At 70.0% G+C, this 26,600-nt stretch carries 20 protein-coding genes; 12 read left to right on the top strand and 8 right to left on the bottom strand.

The window, feature by feature from the left end; genetic code table 11:
• Positions 1-50: 50 nt before the first annotated feature.
• The 3 genes from ACWGJY_RS30370 (at position 51) to ACWGJY_RS30360 (ending at position 5,137) form a co-directional block, all read left to right on the top strand.
• Positions 51-1,136 carry an ABC transporter permease gene (locus ACWGJY_RS30370; protein ID WP_453264071.1) on the top strand — a complete coding sequence of 362 codons (1,086 nt, stop codon included), beginning with the start codon at positions 51-53 and terminating at the stop codon, positions 1,134-1,136.
• 82 nt (positions 1,137-1,218) lie between these two features.
• Positions 1,219-3,357: an ABC transporter ATP-binding protein gene (locus ACWGJY_RS30365; protein ID WP_453264070.1), complete on the top strand. Its 2,139-nt coding sequence runs from the start codon at positions 1,219-1,221 to the stop codon at positions 3,355-3,357.
• An 82-nt stretch (positions 3,358-3,439) separates the two neighbouring features.
• The gene (locus tag ACWGJY_RS30360; protein WP_453264069.1) at positions 3,440-5,137 is read left to right on the top strand and encodes an ABC transporter family substrate-binding protein; all 1,698 of its coding nucleotides are present in this window, start codon (positions 3,440-3,442) and stop codon (positions 5,135-5,137) included.
• A 137-nt stretch (positions 5,138-5,274) separates the two neighbouring features.
• Here the strand turns inward: ACWGJY_RS30360 and ACWGJY_RS30355 are convergent, their stop codons facing one another.
• Positions 5,275-6,477: a cytochrome P450 family protein gene (locus ACWGJY_RS30355; protein WP_453264068.1), complete on the bottom strand. Its 1,203-nt coding sequence runs from the start codon at positions 6,475-6,477 to the stop codon at positions 5,275-5,277.
• A 455-nt stretch (positions 6,478-6,932) separates the two neighbouring features.
• Between ACWGJY_RS30355 and ACWGJY_RS30350 the strand changes: the two genes are divergently transcribed.
• The 3 genes from ACWGJY_RS30350 to ACWGJY_RS30340 all read left to right on the top strand — a co-directional run bounded on the left by ACWGJY_RS30350 (position 6,933) and on the right by ACWGJY_RS30340 (position 10,744).
• On the top strand, positions 6,933-7,619 hold the full coding sequence (locus ACWGJY_RS30350) for a class I SAM-dependent DNA methyltransferase (protein ID WP_453264090.1): 687 nt from the start codon (positions 6,933-6,935) through the stop codon (positions 7,617-7,619).
• Between the two features lie 48 nt (positions 7,620-7,667).
• Positions 7,668-9,725, top strand: a complete 2,058-nt coding sequence (locus ACWGJY_RS30345; RefSeq protein WP_453264067.1) for a SpoIIE family protein phosphatase — start codon at positions 7,668-7,670, stop codon at positions 9,723-9,725.
• A 317-nt stretch (positions 9,726-10,042) separates the two neighbouring features.
• Positions 10,043-10,744, top strand: coding sequence for a hypothetical protein (locus ACWGJY_RS30340; protein WP_453264066.1), 702 nt, complete (start codon positions 10,043-10,045; stop codon positions 10,742-10,744).
• Between the two features lie 148 nt (positions 10,745-10,892).
• Here ACWGJY_RS30340 and ACWGJY_RS30335 read toward each other — a convergent pair whose 3' ends face one another.
• Entirely contained in the window at positions 10,893-11,069 is a 177-nt protein-coding gene (locus tag ACWGJY_RS30335; protein WP_453264065.1) for a hypothetical protein, read from the bottom strand.
• A gap of 539 nt (positions 11,070-11,608) precedes the next feature.
• Between ACWGJY_RS30335 and ACWGJY_RS30330 the strand changes: the two genes are divergently transcribed.
• From ACWGJY_RS30330 to ACWGJY_RS30315, 4 genes are all read left to right on the top strand, one after another.
• Complete coding sequence (locus tag ACWGJY_RS30330) at positions 11,609-12,700, top strand: AI-2E family transporter (protein ID WP_453264064.1); 1,092 nt, start codon at positions 11,609-11,611, stop codon at positions 12,698-12,700.
• A gap of 231 nt (positions 12,701-12,931) precedes the next feature.
• The gene (locus ACWGJY_RS30325; protein ID WP_453264063.1) at positions 12,932-13,732 is read left to right on the top strand and encodes an AAA family ATPase; all 801 of its coding nucleotides are present in this window, start codon (positions 12,932-12,934) and stop codon (positions 13,730-13,732) included.
• 166 nt (positions 13,733-13,898) lie between these two features.
• The gene (locus ACWGJY_RS30320; protein WP_453264062.1) at positions 13,899-15,812 is read left to right on the top strand and encodes an APC family permease; all 1,914 of its coding nucleotides are present in this window, start codon (positions 13,899-13,901) and stop codon (positions 15,810-15,812) included.
• A 412-nt stretch (positions 15,813-16,224) separates the two neighbouring features.
• A complete protein-coding gene (locus ACWGJY_RS30315) occupies positions 16,225-16,500 on the top strand; it encodes a hypothetical protein (RefSeq protein ID WP_453264061.1) in 276 nt (91 codons plus the stop codon).
• 661 nt (positions 16,501-17,161) lie between these two features.
• Here the strand turns inward: ACWGJY_RS30315 and ACWGJY_RS30310 are convergent.
• The 4 genes from ACWGJY_RS30310 to rox form a co-directional block, all read right to left on the bottom strand.
• A complete protein-coding gene (locus tag ACWGJY_RS30310; protein WP_453264060.1) occupies positions 17,162-17,461 on the bottom strand; it encodes a hypothetical protein in 300 nt (99 codons plus the stop codon).
• A 624-nt stretch (positions 17,462-18,085) separates the two neighbouring features.
• Positions 18,086-18,475, bottom strand: coding sequence for a DUF2690 domain-containing protein (locus ACWGJY_RS30305; protein WP_453264089.1), 390 nt, complete (start codon positions 18,473-18,475; stop codon positions 18,086-18,088).
• A gap of 74 nt (positions 18,476-18,549) precedes the next feature.
• Positions 18,550-19,044: a hypothetical protein gene (locus tag ACWGJY_RS30300; RefSeq protein WP_453264059.1), complete on the bottom strand. Its 495-nt coding sequence runs from the start codon at positions 19,042-19,044 to the stop codon at positions 18,550-18,552.
• Positions 19,045-19,336: 292 nt separating this feature from the next.
• A complete protein-coding gene (gene rox / locus ACWGJY_RS30295) occupies positions 19,337-20,764 on the bottom strand; it encodes a rifampin monooxygenase (RefSeq protein WP_453264058.1) in 1,428 nt (475 codons plus the stop codon).
• Between the two features lie 981 nt (positions 20,765-21,745).
• Here rox and ACWGJY_RS30290 point away from each other — a divergent pair.
• Both ACWGJY_RS30290 and ACWGJY_RS30285 read left to right on the top strand, forming a co-directional pair.
• Positions 21,746-22,240, top strand: coding sequence for a lamin tail domain-containing protein (locus ACWGJY_RS30290; protein WP_453264057.1), 495 nt, complete (start codon positions 21,746-21,748; stop codon positions 22,238-22,240).
• A 175-nt stretch (positions 22,241-22,415) separates the two neighbouring features.
• A complete protein-coding gene (locus ACWGJY_RS30285; protein ID WP_453264088.1) occupies positions 22,416-23,351 on the top strand; it encodes a LysR family transcriptional regulator in 936 nt (311 codons plus the stop codon).
• 203 nt (positions 23,352-23,554) lie between these two features.
• Here the strand turns inward: ACWGJY_RS30285 and ACWGJY_RS30280 are convergent, their stop codons facing one another.
• Both ACWGJY_RS30280 and ACWGJY_RS30275 read right to left on the bottom strand, forming a co-directional pair.
• Positions 23,555-24,325 (bottom strand): glutamate racemase, encoded by a 771-nt coding sequence (locus ACWGJY_RS30280; RefSeq protein ID WP_453264087.1) that lies wholly within the window; start codon positions 24,323-24,325, stop codon positions 23,555-23,557.
• A gap of 575 nt (positions 24,326-24,900) precedes the next feature.
• Positions 24,901-25,851, bottom strand: coding sequence for an SDR family NAD(P)-dependent oxidoreductase (locus ACWGJY_RS30275; RefSeq protein ID WP_453264056.1), 951 nt, complete (start codon positions 25,849-25,851; stop codon positions 24,901-24,903).
• Between the last annotated feature and the right edge of the window lie 749 nt (positions 25,852-26,600).

Raw genomic sequence — 26,600 nt, 5'->3', positions numbered from 1 at the left:
CCCCATCGCCGACCGGCCCCCACCCCCACCGCCCCTCAGGAGAGCGCGCGATGAGCGTCCAGCTGCCCCCCGCGACCGAACCGGTCCCCGGCCCCGTCCCGCCCGGTGCATCCGAAGACCGCGCCGCCAAGGCCCGCACCTCACGACTGCGGCTGACGGTCCGTCGCTTCGCCCGGAACCGACTCGCACTGTTCGGACTGTTTCTGCTGGTGCTGCTGTTTCTCGGCGCCTACGGCGGCCCGTTCCTCACCAAGTGGGACTACCAGCAGCACGACTTCATGAACTTCCTCTCCAGCCCCTCCGGGGACCACTGGTGGGGCACTACGCAAGGCGGCGTCGACCTCTTCTCGCTCACCATGCGCGGGCTGCAGAAGTCGCTGATCATCGGCCTCCTGGTCGGAGTCATCTCCACCTTCCTGGCCGCCACCGTCGGTGCTTTCGCCGCGTACTTCGGCGGCTGGACCGACCGGGTGCTGATGTGGATCGTCGACCTGCTGCTGGTAATGCCCTCGTTCCTGATCATCGCGGTCCTGTCGCCCGCCTTCCGCGGCGCCACCTGGCTGATCTTCGTGGTCCTGCTGGGTGCGTTCAGCTGGATGGTCACCGGCCGCGTCGTCCGTTCCATGACCTTCACGCTCAAGGACCGTGAGTTCGTCAAGGCCGCCAAGTACATGGGTGTCCCCGCGCCGGTCATCATCTTCCGGCACATCCTGCCCAGCATGGCCTCGATGCTGATCATCGACACCGTCATCCAGGTCGGCGCCGCGGTCATCGGCGAAAGCAGCCTGTCGTACTTCGGGTTCGGTGTGCAGGCACCCGATGTCTCCCTCGGCACGGTCATCGCCGACAACACCACCAATGCCTCCACCTACCCGTGGCTGTTCTTCTTCCCGGCCGGCTGCCTGGTGCTGATCGGCGTCTCCATCTCCTTCGTCGGCGACGGGCTGCGCGACGCTCTCGACCCCAATGCGTCGGGCGCGAAGGCGCGTTCGTCCCGCAAGAATGCTTCCCGCAAGAAGAAGCAGCTGACGCAGCGGAGCCCGTCCACCACCGCGGTTCCCGCTCAGGCGACGGCTGCCGGTGCCCGGCCCACCGGGCCCGGAACGTCCGCCGGCGGCCAGGGCGCCGCCTCGTGAACCGCGCCGCCCACCCCCACCCCCACCCCCAGCACCGGCATCAGCACCCCGCGCACCGCGCGCCCCAGGAAGGACCCCGACGGTGACCGAGACCAGGCCGTCCCAGCCCACCGAGGCTCTCGACGCGGCGCAGCCCGTCCTCGACGTCAGCGATCTGACGGTCTCCTTCCCGAGCGAAGCAGGCGATGTGCAGGCCGTCCGCGGCGTCTCCTACGCCGTGCGACCCGGCGAGGTGCTCGGCATCGTCGGCGAGTCCGGCTCCGGCAAGTCGGTCTCCTCCATGGCCGTACTCGGCCTGCTTCCCGAGAGCGCCGACGTCGCCGGCTCCGTCAAGCTCGCCGGGCGCGAACTGCTCGGCCTCGGCGACGCCGCCATGTCGAAGATCCGCGGCAAGGACATCGGCATGGTCTTCCAGGACCCGCTGTCCGCGCTGACCCCTGTCTACTCCGTCGGCGACCAGATCATCGAGGCCATCCGGGTCCACCAGTCGCTGGACAAGAAGGTCGCCCGCAAACGGGCCGTCGAACTCCTCGATGTGGTCGGCATCCCCGACTCCAGGCGTCGGGTGGACGCGTTCCCGCACGAGTTCTCCGGCGGTATGCGCCAGCGGGCGATGATCGCCATGGCCATCGCCAACGACCCCCAGGTCATCATCGCCGACGAGCCCACCACCGCCCTCGACGTGACCATCCAGGCCCAGGTCCTGGAGGTGCTCAAGACCGCCCAGGAGGTCACCGGCGCCGCGATCGTCATGATCACCCATGACCTGGGAGTGATCGCCGGATTCGCCGACCGCGTGCAGGTCATGTACGCGGGCAAGCCGGTCGAGGCAGGCCCGGTGGACGAGGTCTACTACGCACCGCGGATGCCGTACACCATCGGCCTGCTCGGCTCGATCCCGCGGCTGGACGAGGTCCGGGCGGAGGGTTCCGCGCGCCGTGCCCTCACCCCCATCGACGGCAACCCGCCCAAGATGGTCGACCTGGCGCCCGGCTGCCCCTTCGCCCCGCGCTGTCCCATTGCGATCGATCAATGCCGCACGCGGGAACCGGAGCTGACGATCGCCGAGGGCTCCCGGCACCCCACCGCCTGTCATCGTGCGCACGAGATCGACGCCGGGCTGGACCGCGACGCCGTCTATCCGGTGCCGGTCCTGCCGGAAGCCGGCGCGATCGAGCGGCTGCCGCGCGCCGAGCGCCCCACCGTTCTCGAACTCGACGGCCTCGTCAAGCACTTCCCCCTCACCAAGGGCGCGATCGTCAAGCGTACGGTCGGCACCGTACGGGCCGTCGACGGCATCAGCCTGGACGTCCGCGAGGGCGAGACGCTGGGCCTGGTCGGCGAGTCCGGCTGCGGGAAGACCACCACCCTGCTGGAGATCCTCGACCTGCCCAGCGGCCAGGCCGGCACCGTCACCGTTTTCGGCAAGGACATCCGCGGTCTGAGCCGGGCGGACCGCAAGGGCCTCCGCCGCGACATGCAGATCGTCTTCCAGGACCCGATGGCAGCGCTCGACGCCCGGATGCCGGTCGGTGACATCCTCGCCGAGCCGCTGAAGACACACGGCTGGGACAAGGAACGCATCGCCGCCCGGATCCCCGAACTCCTCGACATGGTCGGCCTGGAGGCCGAGCACGCCGACCGCTACCCGCAGGAGTTCTCCGGCGGCCAGCGCCAGCGCATCTCCATCGCCCGCGCCCTCGCGCTGGAACCCAAGCTGGTCATCCTCGACGAGCCGGTCTCCGCCCTCGATGTGTCCATTCAGGCGGGCGTCCTCAACCTCCTCGACGAGCTGAAGACCCGCCTCGGGCTCAGCTATCTCTTCGTCGCCCACGACCTGTCCGTCGTACGGCACATCGCCGACCGCATCGCGGTCATGTACCTCGGCCGGATCGTGGAGCTCGGCGCGGCCGACGACGTCTTCGCCGCGCCCTCCCATCCGTACACCCAGGCGCTGTTGTCCGCGGTCCCGCTGCCCGACCCGCGCAAGGAGCGGGAACGCACCAGGATCCTGCTCAGCGGCGATCTGCCCAGCCCCGCGGACGTGCCGTCCGGCTGCCGGTTCGCGGGCCGCTGCCCGAAGTACGCCGGACTCGGTGACAGCGAACAGGCGCGCTGCCGGGACGAGGACCCCGCCACCGCCGTCCTCGGCACGGACCACACGGCGGCCTGCCATTACGCGGCACCGGTCGACGTCGTCCAGACGCCCGCAGCGCACTGATCCACCCCCACTCACCCACTCGTCCGCTCCGCATCCGCACCTCGTAGCCGGCACGCATTCGACAGCTCAGGAAGAGGCATCCGTGAAGGTCTCCAGATATCCGCTCACCCTCGTCGCCACCCTCGCCGTGTCCTCGCTTGCGCTGACCGCCTGCGGCGGCTCGGGCAGCGACGACGACGCGCAGCAGAAGGCTCCGGAGGGCACGACCGCCGTCAACATCAAGGCGACGGATCCCGCGAAGCTCAAGCAGGGCGGGACGATGAACTGGGCCATTCAGACGTTCGCCACCCAGTGGAACGTCGCGGAGGTCGACGGGGCGCAAGCCGGCCCCACGGATGTCATGAAGGCCCTCATGCCGAGTCTGTGGCACTCGGACGCGCACGGTGTGCAGACCCCCAACAAGGCGTTCCTGCTCGACGCCTCGTCCGCGACCGTCAACGGCAAGCAGGTCGTCACCTGGCATCTGAACCCCAAGGCCAAGTGGTCCGACGGCACCCCGATCACCTGGAAGGACATCGCGGCCAACACCACAGCGCTGAACGGCCGGGACAAGGCCTACAAGGTGGCCTCCCCCGCCGGCTTCGAGCAGGTGGCGGACGTCAAGAAGGGCAAGGACGACTACGAGGCCGTCATGACCTTCGCCAAGCCGTTCGCGGACTGGAAGGGCATGTTCAACGCGGCGGCCAACCAGCCGCTGTACCCGGCGAAGTACGTCTCCGACGCAAAGTCCTTCAACACCGCCTACGTCAACAAGATCCCGGTCACCGGCAACGCCTTCAAGCTGGGCAGCATCGACAAGTCCGCCAAGACGGTCACGGTGGTGGCCGATCCGAAGTGGTGGGGTGACAAGCCCAAGCTGGACAAGATCGTCTTCCATGCGATGGACCAGGCGTCGATGCCCGGCGCTTTCGCCAACGGCGAGGTCGACTACTTCGACGTCGGCGGGGACGCCTCCGCCTACAAGCAGGTGTCCAAGGTGTCGGCCGGGGAGATCCGCGAAGCGGGCGGCCCCAACTACCGTCAGCTCACCTTCAACGGCAAGAGCGACAAGCTGAAGGACCCCAAGGTCCGCCAGGCACTCTTCATGGCCACCGACCGCGCAACGATCGCCAAGTCGGACCTCAAGGGCCTGGGCTGGAAGCCCTCCACCATGGACAACCACCTCCTGGTCAGCAACCAGAAGGGGTACCAGGACAACTCGGGCAAGCTCGGCAAGTACGACCCGCAGGCGGCCGGGAAGCTGCTCGACGAGGCCGGCTGGAAGCTCAGCGGCAAGACCCGTAAGAAGGACGGCAAGGAGTTGTCGCTGCGATTCATCATCCCGGCGAGCACCCCCGCGGCCACCAACGAAGGGTCGATGCTGACCCAGATGTATCAGCAGATCGGCGTCAAGCTGCAGGTCCAGGCGGTGCCGACCAACGACTTCTTCGACAAGTACATCACTCCGGGCGACTTCGACGTCACGCCCTACACCCTGCTCAGCACGCCGTTCCCGGCGAGCGGTTCCACCAACATCTACGCCTCCCAGGGCGGTAACAACGACGCCAAGGTCGGCGACAAGAAGCTGGACGACCTCCTCAAGGCGGCCAGCAGCAACTCCGCCGACCCGGCCGGCGCCCTCAAGCAGACCAACCAGGCCGACGCCGAGGCCTGGCAGCTCGCCGGAGTCCTGCCGCTCTACCAGCGCCCCGACATCGCGGCGATCAACAAGAAGCTCGCCAACATGGGTGCCCTCGGCATGACCGACCCGGTCTACGAGCACATCGGCTTCACCAAGTAGTCCGCTGAGCAGCAGGCGCACTGACGCCGGTGGCCGGACCCGAACCGTTCGGGTCCGGCCACCGGCGTTCGTACGTGACGGAGCCGGTCGGCCACGCCCGGCGCCGTGTGGTCGGCGAGGCAGGCCGGTAGGAGCAGCTACGACCAGCGGACGGGAAGACTCCGCGGGCCACGGAGCAATGCGCCCAACCGCCAGGACAGGTCGGCCGGGTGGGCGTCCAGCTCCAGTTCCGGGCAGCGCTCCAGGAGCGTGCGTACCGCGATCCGCGCCTCCAGCCGGGCGAGCGGGGCGCCGAGGCAGAAGTGGATGCCATGGCCGAAGGCCACATGGCCCCTGGCGTCGCGGGTGATGTCGAAGCGGTCGGGATCGTCGAACCGGACGGGGTCGCGTCCCGAGTCGCAGATCACGGGGAGCACGACCTCGCCGCCGGGGATGACGGTGCCCGCGATCTCGGTCGGCTCGACGGTGAAGCGGAAGGTGGAGGTCTCCAGCGGTCCGTCGTAGCGCAGCATCTCCTCGACCGCGCCGTCGATGAGGGACAGATCGGCACGCAGTGCCGTGAGTTGAGCCGGGTGGGAGAGTAGCGCCAGGACACCGTTGGAGATCAGATTGGCGGTGGTCTCATATCCGGCGATCAGCAACAGCTGTGCCATTCCCAGCAGTTCGCCCTGGCTGAGCCGGTCGCCGTCCTCGTCGCTGACCGTGATCAGATCGGTCAGCAGATCGTCGCCGGGGCGGGCGCGCTTCGTCTTGAGCAGGCCTTCGAGGTAGCCGGCCATGGCCGTCAGGGCTTCCCTGGTCTGCGGTGTCGCGGCACCGGCCATCAAGATGTCGGTCCAGGTACGGAAGACGTCCCGCTCCAGGAAGGGCACGCCCAAGAGCTCGCAGATGACGGTGACCGGGAGCGGGAAGGACAGCGCCTCGACGAGGTCGGCGCGGCCTTCGGGAACGGCGAGCATCGCCTCCAGAAGCTCGTCGGTGATCGCCTGGATGCGCGGTGCGAGGGACGCCACCCGGCGCGCGGTGAACGCGCGCGCCACCAGTCCGCGGATGCGGGTGTGCTGCGGCGCATCGGAGCGGAGCATCGACACGCCGATGGACACCGGCTGCATCGGCTGCGTGGACGAGGCGTGCCGCCACTCCTTCGACAGACGGGGATCGCTGAGGGCCGCACGCACCTCCTCGTAGCCGACGACCAGCCAGACGACCGTGCCCTCCGGGAGACGTACGCGGTGCACCGGGCCCCGCTGGCGCAGCCGCGCGTACACCGCGTACGGATCGCGGACGAAGTCCTCGCCCAGCGCCGCCAGATCAGTGGTCCCCACCGGTTGCCTTGTCATCTGGGCTCCTGTCGCATGACCGCTGCGTCGGTACGGCTGGGTACGGGGGAACTATCCGTGGCGGAGGCTCCGCAAACCGTCGGCCTTCGCCCAACTGGGCAGGATCCGGGTGTCGTTCGGAGGCAGTGCGCCCGGCCGCCGGTGGGTGGCGGCCGTCGGAAGCCGGCGCCGGGAAGCCGGCGTAAGGCGGGGCTTCGTCGACGCGGCAGGGGACCGGTTCCCGTTCGGATCGTGTCCCGTGTCCTCCGGGTTTCTCAGGTACCCGCCGGGGCCGGTCACGGTCGGGCGTCCCTCGGCCGGGGGGCTGCCCGGCTCCTCCGCCTGGGCACCGGCACGGGCGGGCCGCCCGGCGAAGGCGGAGCTGCCGCACGGGGCCGTGGCGGACGGAAGGGGTGCATGATGGAAGTAATCGAAGAGACGCACGTGAAGAGGCGTAATTCGTGAGCGAAGGATTTATGGAGACCGAGACCGAGAGCGACGGGCCCGGTCCCGAGGGCGTACGGCTCGACCGCGAGGGGCAGGCCGAGGCGTTCGACGCGATCGGCGACCGCTATGACGAGGCGTTCCCGTACAAGAAGGGGCAGCTCGCCGCCGCCGGGTGGCTGATCATGTCGCTGCCCGCCGGGTCCCGTGTGCTGGACCTCGGCTGCGGAACCGGCCTCCCGACCGCCCGGCAGCTGGCGGACGCGGGGTTCGAGGTGGTCGGCGTCGACCTGTCCCGCGGGATGGTGGAACTCGCCCGGAAGTATGTGCCCGATGCAACCTTCCACCGGCTGGACATCGCCGACCTGGGACCCGACGGCCCCCACGACCTGGGGCGTTTCGATGCGGTGGCGGCCTTCTTCTCCCTGCTGATGCTGCCGCGTGCCGAAATCCCCGTCGTGCTGCGGACGGTCCACGACCTGCTGGTCCCCGGTGGCCTGTTCACCCTCTCGATGGTGGAGGCCGACGTGGACTACTTCACGATCCCGTTCCTCGGCAACACCATCCGGGTGTCCGGCTATCTGCGGGACGACCTGCGCAAGGTCATCGAGGATGCGGACTTCCGGATCGTCGAGGAGTCCTCGTACACCTACGCCCCGGCGATCTCGGATGTGCCGCCCGAGGAACAGCTCTTCCTCAACTGCTCGCGACGCGGCTGAGGCCGCCCTGCACGGTCCCTGGCACCCACCGGACGGACGAGACGAGTGATGGAGCCCCGCACCCCCGACCAGGGCCCCGGCAGGTTCCCCGCCGGGTCCGAGGGGCGCCCTGCTCCCCGGCATCTCTCGGTGAGCGCCGCCCCCGTCGACCCGAACGCCACCCCGCCGCACCGGCCGACGAGACAGCAGCCCCCACTGCCCGGAGCGGGACGCCCGCCGTCGCAGCAGCCGGACGACGCGCCGCCACGGACCCCGCCGTCCCGGCCGCCGCCCGCCGGACGCAGCCCTTCCGACGAGGCGCCCGGCAAACCCCCCAAGCGCCCGGTCCACCGGGGTCGCGGCACCACCCCCTCCACGCCGGCCGCCGGGCAACCTGCGGAGCGTGCCCGGGACGGGACGGAGCGTGCCCCCGAGGCGCAGAGCGACCGGCTCCGCTACCTCGAAGCCGCGACGCGGCGGATCGCCCGGGGAACCGACCGGGACGAGACGCTGCGGGAGCTGTGCCGGGCGGTGATCCCCGCGTTCGCCGACGCGATCCTGGTCCATCTGCGGGACCCGCTGCCCACCGGCGACGGGGAACCGGCCGGACCCCTCGTCCTGCGACTGCACAGCATCGCCCAGGGGCCGGAGGATTCGGTCACCGCCGCGCCTGCGGGTGCCGCGGATTTCGTGCAGCTGACGGTCACCGGCCGGCTCGCCGAGGTTCTGCGGGCCGGACGCCCCGTATTCGGCGGCACCCCGGAGATCGCGACCGCGGTGACCGAGCTGCTGGAGCCGGTGGCGAGCATGCCGGCCACACCGTCACCGGGCCGACGGCTGATCATCTCCCCGCTGCACGGCCACCACCACCTCATGGGAGCCGTCACGCTCCTGCGCGGGGCAGACCGGCCCGCCTTCACGGCGGACGACCTCCTCGTCGCCTCCCAGCTCGCCACGCACACCGCCTTCGGCGTCGACAAAGCCATGCTCCACGGACACGAGGCCTCGGTCGCGGACGCGCTCCAGCTCACCATGCTGCCGTCGTCGCTCCCGGAGACCACCGGTGTCCGGCTGGCGAGCCGGTACCTCCCGGCCGCCGAAACCTCCCAGGTGGGGGGCGACTGGTACGACGCGATCCCGCTGCCCGGCAACCGCGTCGCGCTGGTCATCGGCGACGTCATGGGCCACTCCATGACCTCCGCCGCGATCATGGGCCAGCTGCGCACCACCGTGCAGACCCTCGCCGGGCTCGACCTGCCGCCGCAAGAGGTTCTGCACCACCTCGACGAGCAGGCCCAGCGCCTCGGCAGCGAGCACATGGCCACCTGCCTCTATGCCATCTACGACCCCATATCGCAGCGGCTGCTCGTAGCGGACGCGGGCCATCTGCCGCCGGTGCTGCTGCACCCGGACGGCTCCGGAGAAGTGCTTCAGATCCCGCCCGGCGCACCGATCGGCGTGGGCGGCGTCCCCTTCGAATCCGTGGAAATGCCCGCGCCCACCGGAGCGACCCTGCTCCTGTACACCGACGGCCTCGTCGAGTCGCGGACCCGGGACGTCTGGGCCGGCGTGGAGTTGCTGTGCGCCCGGCTGCGGACCGCTGCCGCCGTGGTCGCCTCCCCACCACTGGAAATGCTCTGCGACGCGGTGCTGACCATTCTGGACGAGGGCGCCAGGGACGACGATGTCGCGCTGCTCGCCGCCCGGTTCGACGGTTTTCCGCCGCTCAATGTCGCGTACTGGTTCCTCAACCCGCAGCCGCAAACGGCGGGCCGGGCCCGGCAGCTGACCCGCAGGGCGCTGCACCGCTGGGGCCTGGAACCGCTGCTCGATACGACCGAGCTCATGGTCAGCGAAGTGGTGACGAACGCGGTGCGCTACGCCTCCCGGCCGATCGCCCTGCGGCTGCTCCGCACCGATGTGCTCCGGTGCGAGGTGGGCGACGATTCGCCGCAGGTGCCCCGGATGCGCCGCGCTCAGGCCGGTGACGAGGGAGGACGCGGCCTGTTCCTGGTCGACCGCCTCGCCCAGCGCTGGGGAGCGACCCGGCTGAGCACGGGCAAGGTCGTCTGGTTCGAGCAGCACATCCCCGAGGAGTACCGCCAGAAGGGACCGGACGGACCGTAGCCCGCACCAACCACCCTCGGTGGGCCGGGACATCGGCCAACCCTCCGTGTTTCGGCGGTGACGCGCGGGGCACACGGTCCGTAGTCCCCGGCCGGCCCCCCGTCCGGCCGGGGGCTCATCCCCGGCCAGGCCGCGGTGACCATGTATCGGATGATCGGGCAGCTGTTCCACCGGCGCATTCGGGCCCCTCCGTCGCGCGCCCGGCCGGTGGGAGGAATCTGGCGCCCAAACCTCCGCCCCGCCTGTCGCGTTTTCCCTCACTGCTCGTTGTCGCTCACATGATTCCCTGCAGCAACCCGGCCTCGGGCACCAAGATCATGAACAGACCGAAGAGCGTCAGCTGGGCCGGACGCATCGCCCTGATCGAACCCGCCCCCAAGCCGGCCCACTACGCCCGCTACCTCGCGCCCCACTGGAAGGGCATGGCGCGCCTGGACAGCGACAACGGCATCGGCGCGCTCCCGGCCGCCCTCCTCCTTCTCCTCGCCGCGGCACTGCTGTTCGGCGCGGGCGGCGCCGGCGCAGCCCTGGCGGTACAGGCGGCCTGCGGCCAACCCCACCTGCTCGGATTCTGGCTGGCCTTCGACACCGCCACGGTCTTCGTCCTGTCCGCCTCCTACTGGCTGGTGAGCCGCTACGGCCTGCGGTTCTACGACACCGAGCCCGCCGACAACGAGATCTGGCGCCTGGTGACCGTCGCCAACACCGCCTGGCGCGCCCTTCCCCGCTCACACCGCCGCATCCACCAGCCCCGGCTGCGGGCCGCCAACACCGCAGCCCGCCTGCTGCTCACCGACCACACCGATACCCGCACCCGTCAGGTCCTGGCGGCACATACCGAGCTGCTGCGCCATCTGTCCATCACCGTGCTGCCCGACGCCCAACCGCACGGTCAGACGGACGAGGCCCTCAGCGCCGTTCTCGCCCACCACGATGCGGACGAACGCCAGATCCAACTGGACGTCACCAGCCCCGCGCCGCCTACCACCCTTCCGTCGCTCACCGCCGCATCGGCGTAGCGGCCACGCACTACCGCGCCCTGCCGCCGCATCAGCTCTTCCGCCTGCTGCTCTGTGCGGCCGCCACCGTCGACGTGGGTCTGTCACCGCAAGGCTCGGTGCGCCCTCGGGGTGCCTCGGGTCTTGTCGTGCAACCGGGCTGCTGCGTTCACCGCCGGCCTCCGCCACCCCGGGGAAGGGTGTGACGACGGCGCTGCAGGAAGTGCCGCTCAGCCGTGTTCTCGGTGCGGGCGATGTCGCCGAAGACGCGGACCAGAACGGCGACCGCACGGCCGTACTCCTCGCGGAACACGCCCGCGATGTGCGATGCGGTCGCCTTCGGCACGCCGGATGTCACCCGCAGGACCCGTCCTGCAGAGCAGGCAGTGCGTCATGTGTGCCTCCTCGGCCGGCCGGTTCCGCCGGCGCCGTGGCGGCCTCTCACCCTCGGCATGAAGGGGCTGGTCCCGGATCGACACCCGGACGCGACCGGCCACCGGATTTTTTTGCGTCCTTTTCCACGGCAGGGGCGGGAGGTGCCCTCCTCTCCCCGCGTGAGCCTCACCCGGACCCAGCTCGGCCCGACACCCTTCGCCCGCCGCGTGCCTTTGGGGGAATGCGGGCCCGCACACGTTCGAAGGACCCTCCGAGGTGATACCTCGTTGGGGTATGCGCGGAGGGCGGGCGCCCGTCCCTCGCGCGGCAGGCGTCCCTCTTCCGGCCCTGGGCCCGGGAGGGGTGGGAGGCGGTGGCGGCGAGGTGCGGAACCGATCCGGCGGGGAGCGCGGGCATTCCCCCGGCGCCGACGGGGGCAGGGCGCGGCGGCGCCGGGACATCGCGCAGCGTATGGCCCGCGGGGTGCGATCCGTAGGCGTGCGCCGGCCGGTGGGGGGTGCACCGGGCTGCCCGGGGGAGGCCGCCGAAGTCTCTTTGACGCTGCGGGTGGCGGCGGCGTACGGCTGGCGCCTGATCATCGTGGGTGCGGCCGTCTACGCGATCTTCGCGGCGCTGGGACGATTCCAGCTGGTGACGCTGGCGGTGTTCCTGGCCCTGGTGCTGACGGCTCTGCTGGAGCCGCTGGTCACGCTGCTGAACCGTTGGATGCCGCGCTCGTTGGCCGTCACCGTCGGTCTGCTGCTCGGCATCGTCCTTCTCTTCGGTGTCCTGAGCCTCATCGGGGCGAATGTCGCCGGTGAGTGGCAGGGGCTGCGCCGGGAGTTCGCCGGCGGCCTGGCCAGGATCGAACGGTGGCTGGAAGGCCCGCCGTTCCACCTGCGTGCGGGGACTCTCTCGGATGCGCAGGCGCGGGTGTCACGGTTCGTGACGAGCCACCGTGCCAGTCTGATCAGCACCGCACTCAGTGGCGTGGGCCAGCTGGTGGAGGTCCTGACGGTGGGTGTGCTGGCGTTGTTCTGCTCGGTCTTCTTTCTGCATTCGGGCGACCGGATGTGGAACTGGTTCGGCGGCCAGCTGCCGCGGCGCGGGCGCCGTCCCGTGCGTACCGCGGGGCAGGCCGCGTGGGTGACCTTCACCGGCTACACCCGCGGGATCGTGGTGGTGGCCGCGATCAACGCGGTCCTGGTGGGAGCGACGCTCTTCGTCCTGGGGGTCCCCCTCGCCCTTCCGCTGGCCGTGCTGGAGTTCTTCGCCGCGTTCATCCCGCTGGTGGGTTCGCCCGTGGCGCTGGCCGTGGCCGCCGTGGTGGCGCTGGCCGCCAAGGGGCCGCTGGTGGCCGCGATCGTCGTGCTGCTGATCGTCGCGATCGGGCAGATCGAGGGCCATGTGCTGCATCCCCTCGTGATGAGCCGCGCGGTGCGTCTGCATCCGGTGGTGGTGGCGCTCTCGGTCATCTGCGGCAGCGTCACGGCGGGTGTGCCCGGGGCGGTCGTTGCCGTACCGCTGGTCTCGGTGGCCTGGTCCGTGTACGGCGTTCTGCGCGCGCACCCGCCACCGGCCTCAGCCTCCCCGGGACGCTGAGGGAGTCCGGTGCGGGACGAGCGGCAGGGGCCCTGCCGCCACGGCAACGGCACAGCCTTACGGGGCAGAGACTGCCGGGACCGGCCCCGGAACGGAGGCCCGCAGGGGCACGGCGCGGGCGGCGGTCAGGCAGGAACGGGTAAGAGCCACCTCGGCTTTGCGGTACTTGCGCCCTGTGTGAAGATCACTCGTCGCGGCTGTGGAGGAATCATTGAGGTCAAGGGACGGGTAGTGGGCAATTCGGGCTGGTCGGGCGCGACGGAGAAGTCCGTTGTTCCGGACGGGGAGTTGGTGTTGCGGCCGCACGGACTGGTGGACCTGCGGGGTCCCGGAGAGGTTCCGGCCCTGTTGTCGTATCCGGCGGGGGCGGTGGTGGTGGTCTCCGGACTGCCGGGGAGCGGCAAGAGCACCCTGCTGCGACGCTGGTCCCGGGCTGCGACCGTTGTTGATCCGCGCGTGGTTCATGTCGCCTGTGAGACGGCGATGCCGGACCGGTTGCCGTACGCGGTGTACCGGCCCTGGGCGCGGTGGAGGTACCTCCGCTGGCTGCGCACGGCGGTACGCGACGGCGCGCCGTTGCTGGTCCACGATTGCGGTGGCCGGCCGTGGATGCGCCGATGGCTGGCCAGAAGTGCGGGACGTCAGGGACGGGAACTGCATCTGGTGGTGCTGGACGTAGGAGTGACCGAGGCGCTGTCGGGCCAGGAAGCCCGAGGCCGGTGGGCCTCTCGACGTGCCTTCGTCCGGCATCGCCGGGGCCTCGACCGGTTGTTACGGGCGCTGTCGGGACCCGGTACGGCACGGCCGCGTGCCCCACAGGCCGCCGCCGACGCAGCCGGCACTGCGTCAGTACCTGCCGCGCGCCTCGCGAAGCCGCCGGCACCGGCCGCCGGCCCCGTACCGGAGGCGCGATCCGTGGTCTTGCTGGATCGCGGATCGAGAGAGCACGTGGCGGCAGTGGAGTTCGTCCCCGCACCGGACCGGCCCCGCCCGCACCCGAAGGGCGAGAGCGCATCGCCCAAGCCTGACTGAACCTGCCGGCGGCCGCCGTTCACACCAAAGGCCAGGCATCTCGGCCGGCCATGTCGCGCTCCGTCGTGCGTACGCACGGACTGCCCACCCCCCCCGCCACGGGGTTCATCGCCACAACGCCCACCGGCCGTGTCCGCGGTGACCTGGGGCGGCAGCGCACCGCACCGTGCCCGAAGCGCCGGGCGCGTCCTTGATGGTCCACGCCGTCTTCGCCCCCCACACTGTCCTGGACGGCCCATGCATCCCGCTCCGTGAGGTCCCCATGGCGTACGGCCTGGCCCGCCGCGAAATGCGGCCGAGAGTTCCGCTACGGCACGGGGAGGGCGACAAGCACCACCTGACCAGCCTCGAGGGGCTGGCCGCACTGTCCTTGGACGCGCTGAGTTCGGTCGCGTACGGACCCGAGGCGATCGTGCTCGTGCTGATCGCGGCCGGGACCGGGGCACTGACCGCCACGCTCCCGGTGACGCTGGTCATCGCCGGGCTGCTCGCCGTGCTGGTGATCTCGTACGGTCAGGTGATCGCCGTGCACCCGGACGGCGGTGGTGCCTATGCGGTGGCGAAGAAGGATCTCGGTAGCGGAGTGAGTCTCCTCGCGGCGGGCAGCCTCGTCGTCGACTATGTGCTGACCGTGACGGTCAGTCTGGCGGCCGGCGTCGCGAGCCTCGCATCAGCCTTCCCCTGGATCGGCTCGCACCTGCTCGCCGTCTGTCTCCTCGGCCTCGCACTGCTCACCGTCGTGAACCTGTGGGGAGTGGCCGAGAGCGCCCGGGTGCTGATGCTGCCCACCGCGCTGTTCGTGGCGACCATTTTCGGCATCATTGTGCTGGGACTGCTGCGCCCGCACCCCGTAGCCCTCGTCGGCACCGCCCAACCCGTCCATGCCACCGAGACGTTGGGACTGCTGCTGCTCCTGAAGGCGTTCTCCTCCGGCTGCTCCGCGCTGACCGGGGTGGAGGCCATCGCCAACGGCGTACCCGCGTTCCGCACGCCGCGCGTCAAGCGGGCCCAGCGCACGGAGCTGATGCTGGGCGCGCTGCTCGGGCTGATGCTGATCGGGCTCGCGGCACTGATCCGCCGCGACCATGTGGCGCCGCGCGGCGGTGTGACCGTCCTCGCGCAACTGGCCGCCGGTGCGTACGGAACGGGCTGGCCCTACTTCGTCACCAATCTCCTCGTCACCCTGGCCCTCGCCCTCGCCGCCAACACCAGTTTCGGCGGGCTGCCCGTGCTGATGAGCCTGCTGGCCAAGGACAACCGGCTTCCCCATCTCTTCGGGCTGCGCAAGGAACGTCCGGTGTACCGCTGGGGAGTCGTGGCGCTGGCGCTGCTGGCGGCGCTGCTGCTGGTCGCCGTGCAGGCCGACACCCACCGGATGATTCCGCTGTTCGCGATCGGTGTGTTCATCGGCTTCACCATCAGCCAGGCGGGGCTGGTGCTGCACTGGGCGCGGCAGCGCCCGCCGGGCTGGCTGCCGCGCGCGGCGCTCAACGGCCTCGGGGCGGTGCTGACCGCCCTGGCGGGGCTGGTCCTGCTGGCCACCAAGTTCCTTGCGGGCGCCTGGGTGGTGGTCATCACCGTGCCCCTGCTGATGCTGTTGTTCGCCCGTATCGAGCGCTACTACACGGTGGTCCACAAGGAACTCGGACTCGGCGAGATCCCGCCGCCGGTGCAGACCACCGATTGTCTGGTCATTGTCCCGGTCCGTGAGGTCAACAAGCTCGCCCAGCGCGCCCTGACGGCGGCCCGGTCCCTCGGACGGGAGGTCGTTGCGGTCTCCGTCCACTCCGACCCCGCCCAGGCCCAGGCGCTGGCCGACGACTGGGAGCGCTGGGATCCCGGAGTTCGCCTGGACATCATCGACAGCCCGCAGCACTCGCTGGTGGAGCCCGTCGTCGACTATGTCCGGCGGGCGAAGGGGGATGAGGGCCGGCAGATCGCCGTCCTCATCCCAGAGGTCGAACCGCGCCACCGCCGCTACGCGATGCTGCAGAACCAGCGCGGCATCCTGCTGGCCGCGGTGCTGACGGCACGTACCGATGTCGTGGTCTGCATGCTCCCGTACCGGCTGAGTGTGTGAAGGACGGTGCGCCCGCGGGGCCGGCCCGCCGAAGTGCACGCCGGAAGGCCGCGCTGCCGCGACGGCGAGATGTTCACGCATGACCAAGTTCTCCTCGATGGCTGACCGGGCTGCCGCACGGTGTCCGCACCCGTTGTGACATCAGGGTCCGGATCCGGACGGCCGGACGTCCAGACAGCGCAGGAGAGGTGGGACAAGCTGGGAGACCCCGTCCCCCGACCTGCGGGGACGCGGGCGGCGGTGACACCGGGAGGGGACAGCGCGCCCATGTGAACCTGCTTGCCGCCCATGGCACGAGGCCCGGCGGCCGACGGCCGGCGGTCGGCGGTCGAGGGTGGCCGGAAAGCCGCGGTGGGGGCGTTCTGCCGGAGGCGGTTTGCAGGGGGCACGAGGTGCAGGGCACCCTTGCGTCATGGCATATGTGAGGCTTGAAGCCTGGATCGGTGGAGAGTGGCTGGATGTGGACGCCGTGAGCGTCACCGTGATGGACTCTGCGCTGACCCTCTCCTTCGAACCCCAACGGAGCGAGTCGGGCTACCGGAGCCTCATCTGGGAGCCCCTGGAGAACTTCCTCCGGGAGTACCGCGACGAGCCGCTGGTCGTGGTGCCGCGGGGACGCAACCTGCCGGTGATGTTCGGCCCCGGCGCTGCGGGGCCCTTCCGGCTGGCGGAGACACCGGGCAACTGACCGTTGCCCGGTGACCGGCCCGGTGACCGGCCGCGAGTGTGGTGCCGCACTCGCAGCAGTAGCTGCCCAGGGCAAAGCGGCCCCCGCCGAGCGGGGGCCGCAGCATGTCAGCCTGCGGGCCGACGCGGGAACGATTGCCCGGCTTCGTCATGGCTGATGCCTGCATGCAGGAGACGGAGGACCTGGTCGAGGTCATCCCCTTGGTGCGGGTCGTCGGCCATGCGGTTGCGGCGGCGGGCGCCACAAGCTGATGGTGCTGCTCCTCAGCGAGTTGAAGGGGTCTTCAACTCGGAGGCGCAGGAATTCCATTTTATGCCGCAGTGAAATGCGACCGCTCCTGATTTATGGCTCGGGGCAGACCGCCATGGCTGGGGCATCGGGCCAACACTTCCAGCGCTGGACATCCTGCCGTCCGACGGCGCAGTTGCTTGCGGACTTCCGCTCTTCCGGGTACGCAGCCGCTCTTGCCGTACACCACCAGTGCGGCCGGACAGTGCGGGCCGGGTATGAGTGCCGGCCACCCTCGCCCTCTCGGCGGCCGCGAGCCTGCTCGTCGCACGACTGCCTTGGGCGATTGGACAATCCCTGGGAACCGGGTTTTCCCGCGTACTCCTGCGTGAGCGAATCCGGGACGTGACAGGGGGAAATCCCCGCACGAGGCTTAAGTGAGCCCGGTCTCTGCCTTGCTGAACAGCACGCCCTCGGAATAGAAGAACACCGCGCTGCTGCTTCCGTCGGCGCCGTAGCATGTCCAGGTGACGGGATAGCTGTCGGCGAGTTTTTCGCTTTCCTGTTGGCAGGTGTTGGCGAAGGTGAACAAGACTTTCTCGCTGCTGCCGGCCCCTATCCTCTCGTATTCGGCGAGGGTCAGCGGGTCATTGGCGACGGCGCTGCCCTGGTAGGCGCCGGCGATCACAAGGAGGCCGAGGATACAGCCGCCGGCTATCGCGCTCTTCTTCACGGGTGGAGTTGTCCTTATGCGGTGGGTCGGAGGACCGGCGGGGTGAGGTTCTAGACGTGAGGGGCGGCGCGGACGACGTCGGCGCGAGCGACGGAGCGGGAGCCGCCGTGGGCGGGGACGGTCATGGACTGCTCGGGCACGGCGGCACCTTTTTGCGGGGGGGGGGGGAGACGGGGGACGAACCGGCAAGGGGATTCTAATGTTGCGCACGCTCGCGAATGCCGTGGGGACGGATGCGTAGGCGCTCCCCATCACGGCATCTGTGAACTTGACCGATGGGGCGGTGCGGGGCCGGCCGCGGCCTGGACCTCGCCGTCCGCCAAGTGCGGTGAGAACAAGGGACGTTCGGAGACCTTCGAACCTCAACCTCAGCCTCAAACTGAATCATTTCAACCACCCGCTCAAGCAGGCGGCGGGACAGCAGCACGCCTCGACGCACATGGGCACCCGCCTCGTACTTTTCGCCGGTATGCGAGCCGTACACATACACATACACATACACGTACACATGCACGTACACGTACACGCCATCGTTCTGTGCGCTGACTGATGACGACCAGAGCCCGGCGCCCGCCCGAACGGGCGGGGATATGGAGTCCACATCCCCGCCCGTCGGCCGGTCGGTCAATACGCCTCCGTGCACACGACGTTGCCGTTGCGTCGCTCAAGGCAGGCCCAGGCCTTGAGCCCCTTGTCGTTGACCATGGCGGTGTAGGCGGAGGACCGTCCGGACGCCACCGTTGCCGCGTAACAGGACGTGTGCCGGCAGGCCCCGCCCTTGTTCCGTGCCTCGATACGGTCGCCGCCCCGGGCATGGGTGACGCGGACCCATGCCGCCCGGCAGGCCGAGCTGTAGCGCAGTTCGACCAGGGGACCGATCTCGGCGCTGTGGCGGACAGTGCGCGCATGGCGGTCACAGCCGCTGCTCACGGGGCTTTTCCCGGCGCAACCGCTGCCCGTGCAACGCGCAGTGACCGTCGCGGGAGCCGCATTTCCCGGCACCGCCCCGGACATGGTCAACAGGAGGGAGGCCGCCGCGATGGCCGTGAGACGAACGAGTGAGCGCATGGTGGTCTCCTCTCTCCTCGTCACTTGTAGGTGATGTCCCAGTGGCTGCTTTCCCGGGCGTAGATATTGCCCGCGGAGGACTTGTACATGGGCGCTCCGTCCCCGCGCTTGCCGGCGTACCGGAACGTGTGCTTGATGTAGTTCGTGACACAACCGGTCGGGGCGATGTCGACCTTGTAGCCGTTCCAGTGGCTGTACTGGCCCGATGCGTGGCCGGTCTCGGTGCCGCCGGTGATGGTGACCGCGCACCGGCTGGCCCGTTTGAAGGTGATGATCCCCTTGATCGTGCCGGAGTTGATGCGGGTGAAGGAGGTGCACCGCCGGTTGTTTCGGTTCGAGCAGTGACCGCTGGAGGTCCAGGTGATACCGGCCGCCCGCAACTTGCTCGCGGCTTGCGCCTGCGTCAGCTTCGAACCACTGGCGGCCGCGGTGTCGGCGGTGACGACCGGCACAGCGATCGCGGCGGCGGCCAGAACGGCAACGAAACCGCTCCGAGCGGACAGAGGGGTGGACATAAGCGGGTTTCCCTTCGTGACGACGGTTCGAGGCGAGCCGGGGGCGGTCAATTCCGCTTACCGGGTGGGGCGGTCCATCGACCGGCAGGGCAGCCCGTTACGGCCGGTACGGCCGGCACCGCGCCACCCTCCTCGACGCACCGATCATGTCGTCGGGGCCACCGAGGGAACACCGACACGGGTCGGGTGGGGACCTCGCGGGACGCTGTAGGCCCAGAGCTGCTGGGATGCCAGGGCCCATGAGGCGATCGTGGGATGCCGGGATGCCGGGATGCCGGAATGCCGGGCGCGCTCAGTTGACGGCAGCGCCGAACCACTTGGGCAGCCGGCTGAGCAGATCCTGCTGATCTTCACCGACCCACGCGACGTGGCCGTCCGGCCGCAGAAGCGCCGCGGGTACGTCCAGTTCTTCGCTGACATCGACGACGTGGTCGACCCGGTCTGCCCAGCCCGCCACCGAAAGCCGGCCCGTCTGGTCGAGCAGCAGCCCGCGGCCGTCGTGCATCAGCTCGTAGAGACGGCCCCGCTTCAGCTTCACATCCCGCAGCCGCCGGCCGAGCAGTTCGTGCCCCTCGCCGAAGTCGTAGCGGACCGCGATCGCAGTGATCTTCTCGATCAGGTACCGGTTCACGTCCTCGAAGTCCATCAGTTCCGAGACCAGCCGGCGCACTGACCGGGGCCCCGGCTCGGGAGACAGCAGCTCGGTCTGCGCGCGGGTGTTGTCCAGCACGTCGGCGGCCACCGGGTGTCGTTCGGTGTGGTAGCTGTCCAGCAGCCCCTCCGGTGCCCGGCCGCCGACTTCGGCGGCCAGTTTCCAGCCGAGGTTGAACGCGTCCTGGATGCCGAGGTTGAGCCCCATCCCACCGGTCGGCGGGTGGATGTGCGCCGCGTCGCCGGCCAGCAGCACCCGGCCGGTCCGGTAGCGCTCGGCCAGCCGGGTGGCGTCGCCGAAGCGGGAGAGCCAGCGCGGCGAGTGCGCGCCGAAATCGGTGCCGGCGATCGCCCGCACCCGCTGCCTGAGCTCCTCGAGGGTCGGCGGGACCGTGCGGTCCTCGGCCACCCCCTCGGCGGGCACGATGAGGCGGTACACCCCGCCCCCGAGGGGCATGGCGCCGAACCGCACATGGGTCTTGCGGACTTCGGCCACCACGGCGGCCAGTGTCTCCGGCGGCACGGCCACCTCCACCTCGCCCAGCAGCGTCTCGACCCTGGTGGGCTCGCCGGGGAAGCCGACGCCGAGCAGCTTGCGCACCGTGCTGCGACCGCCGTCGCACCCGACGAGATAGCGCGAGCGCAGCTGCGTACCGTCCGCAAGCTCGACGGTCACCCCGTCCTCGTCCTGGCTCAGCCCGACCGCTTCGCAGCCGCGCCGGATCTCGACGCCGAGTTCGGTGGCGTGCTCGGCCAGCAGGCGCTCGGTGCTGCTCTGCGGGATGGCCAGGACGTACGAATGCGCGGTGTCCAGCCGGTCAGGCCACGGCTTGTCGATGCCGGCGAAGAAACCGCCGACCGCGAACTGCTCGCCGTGCGCGAGGAACCGGTCCAGCAGACCGCGCTGGTCCATCACCTCGACGCTGCGGGCGTGCAGGCCGAGCGCGCGAGCCTGCCCGGCCGGCTCCGCCTCCTTCTCCAGCACGACCACGTGCACGCCGCGCAGCCGCAACTCGCCGGCCAGCATCAAGCCGGTCGGACCACCGCCGGCAATGATCACGTCAATCATGAAACCCCCCACTTAACGAACTTGATTTTCGGCCGGCTGCTCCGCGCGGTTCGCGGCGCGCACACCCACCCCTCCGCGCCGAGTGCCCGCAACCGCACCGGAATTCCCACCGGCGGTTCGACATCCCGCGTGACCCATACATCGGCAAAGGAACGCGTACTTCGCGAATCCCTGATTTCCGCAGGTTCTGGCCTCGGCCGACGATTCTGCACCACGCCCCGGGCCTTGCCGCAAGGCCCCCGGTGCGCTATACGTTGAGAGTGGCAAGGAGTGGATAACCTCCTTGCCTTTGCCTTTTGCCTTCGCCTTTTGTGGTCCGCTGTGGACGGACGAGCTCCTACGGGCAAGCTCCTGCGGACCGGCTGCCAGGGGCTAGCTGCCCGGGACAAGCTCCTCCCGAAACGGTGACGCGCCGCGTATGGCGCGGCCATGGCCTGTCCTCACCGCGGGCCGGAAGAAGGGGCAGCGCCCCTCACCCGCCGTTGTCATGCGAATGCTGCGCGGACATCACGCACAGACCACAGGGCCGAGCCGGGCGCCGGGGCCGTCGCCCGGCATCATCCGGAGGCGGTCGGGCCTCCACCGGGCGGGCGATTCCGAGGGCCGGTATGCCGGTCATGGCCGGCGCCGGATGCGCGGTGGGATCGCCATGTGACGAGATTTCCGGGGGCTCATTGGATCCGTGTCGCCGATGCATCGCGATCGTCACCGTCACCAAGGACCGGCAGCCACTCGCTGCACACCGTCGGTAACCCCTTGGGGCGTCCGGGTGCGTGTAGGGGGCGTTGCGTTTGTGCTGGTAGGCGCGGGGGAGTGTGCGCCTGGCGTGGTGCGGTTGTGTATATGTCTGCGTTTTGTCACATCAAACCGGATTTCTTCCGTCAAGGTGTGACGGGGCATCACTGTGTGGGGGCCCGGTCAAACCGGCCGGGTATCCGGTTTCCGGCACCTGGTTGTGGGTGCCGTATCCAGGGGGTTTTCATGCTCCGTGACACATCGCGTATCGCCGCCGCTGTCCTCGGTTCCGTGGCTCTGGCGGCCGCTGCTGCCCTCCCGGCCGCCGCGGCCGGCCACGGCCGCACTCCGGCCCCGCACCACCGCTCGGCAGTGGTGCTCGGCGCGATCCAGTACGACAGCCCCGGGCGGGACGACCACTCCAACCGGAGCCTGAACGCCGAGTACGTGACGGTGAAGAACACCGGCCGCATGCCGGTCAGCCTGCGCGGCTGGACCCTGTCGGACCGCGCCGGCCACACCTACCGCTTCGGTAACGTCCGGCTGGGCGGCCACTCCCAGGTCCGGGTCCACACGGGTACCGGCCGTGACAACCGCCGGGACCTGTTCCAGGACCGTCGTGACTACGTCTGGGACAACCACAGCGGCACCGCGGTCCTGAGCAACGACCACCGCCGGATCGTTGACTCGGAAAGCTGGGGTCACCACGGCCACGCCGGCCACCCGGGCCACCAGCACTGACCACACCCCAACCGGCCGGCGAGATCTGAGGTCTGCTTTCTGAGGTCTCCGATCTGATGTCGCCCCGTCGGCCACACGGTGCGCCGCAGGTTCCTGCACCTGCGGCGCACCCGCCATGTTCCGGCCCGAGTCAGCCGATCAGCCGGCCGACACCACCATGCGTTCTGCACATACCATGCGCGGCGTGGATATCGATGCTGTGCGCACCTTCGTGGCCGCCGCGGACGCGGGGCGGTTCCAGGACGCCGCCGCCGAATTGTCGGTCACCCAGCAGGCCGTCTCCAAGCGCATCGCCACGTTGGAGAAGAACCTCGGCGTGCGGCTGTTCACCCGCACCACGCGAGGAGCGAAGCTCACCGTCGACGGGCAGGCGTTCCTGCCTCACGCCCGCGATCTTCTACGGGCCGCAGCGCGGGCGGTCGCCTCCGTTCGTCCCGGCCGCCGCGCGCTGCGCGTCGACGTGATCGGCCGACGGCTCGGCCCGGCCGCCGTGCTGGGCGACTTCCATCGCGCGCACCCCGAGGCCGAGCTCGATGCCGTGACTCTCTCCGACGCCGACGCGGCCATCGACGCCATCCGGTCCGGCACGATCGACGCGGCATTCCGCGCCGTCACCATGCCCGGCCGGCAGCTGCCCGACGACATCAATGTCGTCCGGGCCTTCGACGAGCCCGTCCAGCTTCTCACCGGACCGGCCCACGAGCTCGCCACCGCACGCGCGGTCACGCCTGCCGAACTCGTCGGGCACCGGATCTGGATGCCCGGTCTCGTTCCCGGAACGGAGTCGACTGCCTATTACGCCGACCTCGCCGCCGCGTTCGCGCTCACCATCGAGATCACCGGCCCCGACTTCGGCACCGAGCCCCTGCTGGACACCCTCGCCGACTCCGGATCACTGGCGACCTTCGTCGGCGAGCAGACACGCCTCGTCTGGCCCCCCGACCACGGCCTGCGGCGTATTGCCGTGCGAGGTCCGACACCGCTCTACCGGCACTCATTGGTATGGCACCGCGACAACCCGCACCCGACACTCGCCGCACTCCGCGACCACCTCGGCTCCGGGCGGTTCCACCACTCCGACGCCGAGGCCTGGACACCGGCATGGGCATAGTGGTCAGGGCCACCGCGTTACCCAGCGCCGACAACATCGTGAGCCGAGGGGACGTCCGGCCTCCGGCTACGTGAGTCGTACGTACATGAATACACATCCCAGATTTTCCGAGCCCGACCCGACGGCACGCCCGGCGCAAGACACGGACGAGGGTGAGGCGGCACACGAGCCGCCGGACCCGCCCTGGTGCTCCGGACGGACGTTCAGCGTAGGGGGCTGACGGTCTGCAGCAGCCTGCCCTCGGCGTACGACAGCGCCGGTGCCGGAAGCGATGCCGCGCGCCCGCTGAGGATCACGGTCAGGGTGCCCTCAACGGGTTCCTCGGGTGCCGGCGGCCGGCCGATGCGGCGCAGTGCCTGGGCGGCGACCGGACCCGCCGAGCCGTGCAGGACGACCGGCGGCAGACCGGGCCGCTGCACGGCGGCACGGATGCGCTCCGCGACGAGTTCGTAGTGCGTGCAGCCCAGGACAAGGGCCCTGACATCATCCGGAGTGCGCTCTGCTGCGGCGGCGACCGCGAGGGCAACAGCCCCTTCGTCCGCGTGCTCGACGGCGTCGGAGAGCCCGGGGCACGGCACCTCGGTGACGTCCATGCCCTGGGCGAACTCCTCGATGAGCCCGCGTTGGTAGGGGCTGCCGGTGGTGGCGGGGGTGGCCCAGATGGCGACGGGCCCGCCGCGTGCTGCGGCCGGCTTGATCGCCGGGACCGTGCCGATGACCGGCAGGTCCGGTTCCAGTCGGGCGCGCAGCACGGGCAGGGCGTGGACGGAGGCGGTGTTGCAGGCGACGATCAGCGCGTCCGGGCGGTGCGCGGCGGCCGCTTCGGCGATGGCGAGGGCGCGGGCCATGACGTCCTCCGGGGTGCGCGGTCCCCAGGGCATGCCGTCGGGGTCCGAGGAGAGGACGAGATCGGCGTCGGGGCGCAGACGGCGCACCGCGGCGGCCGCTGCCAGCAGTCCGATTCCGGCGTCCATGAGCGCGATCTTCACCCGGTCACCATGGGCTGGTCCTGGTCCTGGTCCTGGTCCAGGTGCTGGTACGGACGCCGACGCCGACGCAACCGCGACGCCTTCCTCGTGACCGTGCTTCAGTGCGCGCTCATAGCGATCCGCGATGTCCTGCCCCATGCCTGCCGCCTCCGGTGTGCTCGTGCCTCAATGCCACTGGCGGCGAGTCTGCACAGCGGTGGTCTCCGGCTACAGGGCCAATCTCGGAAGAGTGGTATGCCTGCTCCATTCCGTAGCGGACCGTGGATGCGCACCGGTTGGCCAACTGCACTGCCGGTGCTCAAGGGGGCCATGAGGCGCGGAGATTGGCCTCTGGCATGCCTGGCAACATGATGTGTGCGCCCAAGGTGTGCTCCTCTCGGACGGTGAGAGAGTGCTCCTCCCGGAGAGTCAGAAGGACCACTCGACACGGTCTCGAATTCGGTGAACTCCACGGGGAGCCAGCACCGCGGTGTCGCAGCCGTACGCCGGCAGCGCGAAGTGAAGTCCTCGCGCTGTCACAACGATGACTCAGCGATCTGCGATCTCATCCACGAGCTTGGCTACATGGGACCGAAGGCCAGGTCGACGCCGGTCAGGTCGCAGCTGGCGGCCCACAGGCGTGCGGCGGTCGAGGTGTCGGCCAGGTGGTCCCATAGGGGTTCGATCCTCGGCCTACCACGTAGCCCGAAGACGCCGGGGCCACACATCTGGCCGCCACCCACCTCCGGGTCGAGCACGGCCCGAACGGCGGGCCACGCCCCGGCTTCCTTGCCCTGGACGAGAAGGCCGAGCGGCAGGCCGCGCAACCGCTCGCCAGTGGGCCGGACACGAACTCCCGGTCGGGAGGGGGTGAGTGAGTCGAGTGCGCCGCCGGGATGGACGACCACGCTCAGCGTCGTGCTGCCCGCGGCGCGCAGACGGCGGTCAAGCTCGAAACCGAAGAGCATCTGGGCGAGCTTCGACCGCCCGTAGGCGCGTTTGGGACGGTAATCGCGTGTGTTCTGGAGATCGTCGAGGTCCAGGCGTTCGGATTTGGCCGCGAAGCTGCCAGTCGTGACGATCCGGCTTTCCGGCGTGGCAAGGAGCAGGGGGACCAGCCATCTGGTCAGCGCGAAGTGCCCGAGGTGGTTGGTGGCGAACATCAGCTCATGGCCGTCCTTGGTTTCGCGGCGCGGTGGATGGTCGAGCGCCACGCCGGCGTTGTGGACGACCGCGTCGAGTCGCTCCAGGCCGAGCGCGGCCACGGATGTCTTGAGCGAGGCGAGATCGGCCAGGTCCAGACGCAGATGCTGCACCTTGGCATCGGGGACGCGCGAACGGATCGAAGCGATCGCGGTCGCCGCCTTCGCCGCGTCGCGGCTGCCGAGCACGACCGTCGCCCCGGTGCCCGCGAGCTGCTCGGCGACGAAGTACCCGATGCCCGCGTTGCCGCCGGTGACCAGGAAGTACTTGCCCTCGGCGGGAGGCAGACGGTGTACGTCCCACGGCTGGGTCTTGTGTACGGAGGGCACAGCAGGCTCCTTGCGCTCGGGTGATCTGGTGGCGGCCGGTTCGGGCTCTTCGGTACTGGTGCCGCCCGGCCACGCCTCAGGGTCCCAACAGCCACCGATACCCCACCGACAGGTCGCTGCCCGCCACCGACAGATCGCCTTCCGCCACCGACAGTCGGCCGACACGGGCTTGAGCGGCCGTGCCGCCCGTACCCGAAGCATGCGATGTCCGGCAGCAGTACGCCGACCGTCCGCCGGACGGGCCCGTGGTGGAAGTCGCGGTGGTGCGGTGGTCCGGGTGGCACGCACGCCACCTGACCGGCTCGTACCTTGAGTTCAGGATCGATGTGTACCCGCTGAACCGGGTGGCCCGCGAACATCGACCAAACCTCTCGCGTTTTGGCTGCGATGCAGGGGGCACACGCACTTCAGTCCCCGGCTGGCCTCCCCCGTCCAGCCGGGGACTGGTGTCTTCGGAGCCACCGGTCCGAGCCACTCTGTCTGCTGTCTGCCGTTGGCCGTCGGCCGTCTGCTGCCTTCCGCTTCCCGTTTTCCGCTTCCCGTCTTCCGCCCTGCCGCGTGCCCGCAGCGCCGCTGTGTCTCAGAGCCGCCTCCGGCACCTCCGGTCTGCGAAAGGGTTTCTGGAGGGAAACCTCAGATCTCGCACAAACCTTGCTGAGCTGAACCGGATTTTGTAGCGGCCCTGAAGCCAGGCATGATCGCCTCGGCAGATGGGAGAACACAGGTCCGATGCCTGCACCACGGAAGTA

Source organism: Streptomyces sp. NPDC054765 (assembly GCF_053612065.1).
This window is presented reverse-complemented; position numbering and strand designations above follow the sequence as displayed.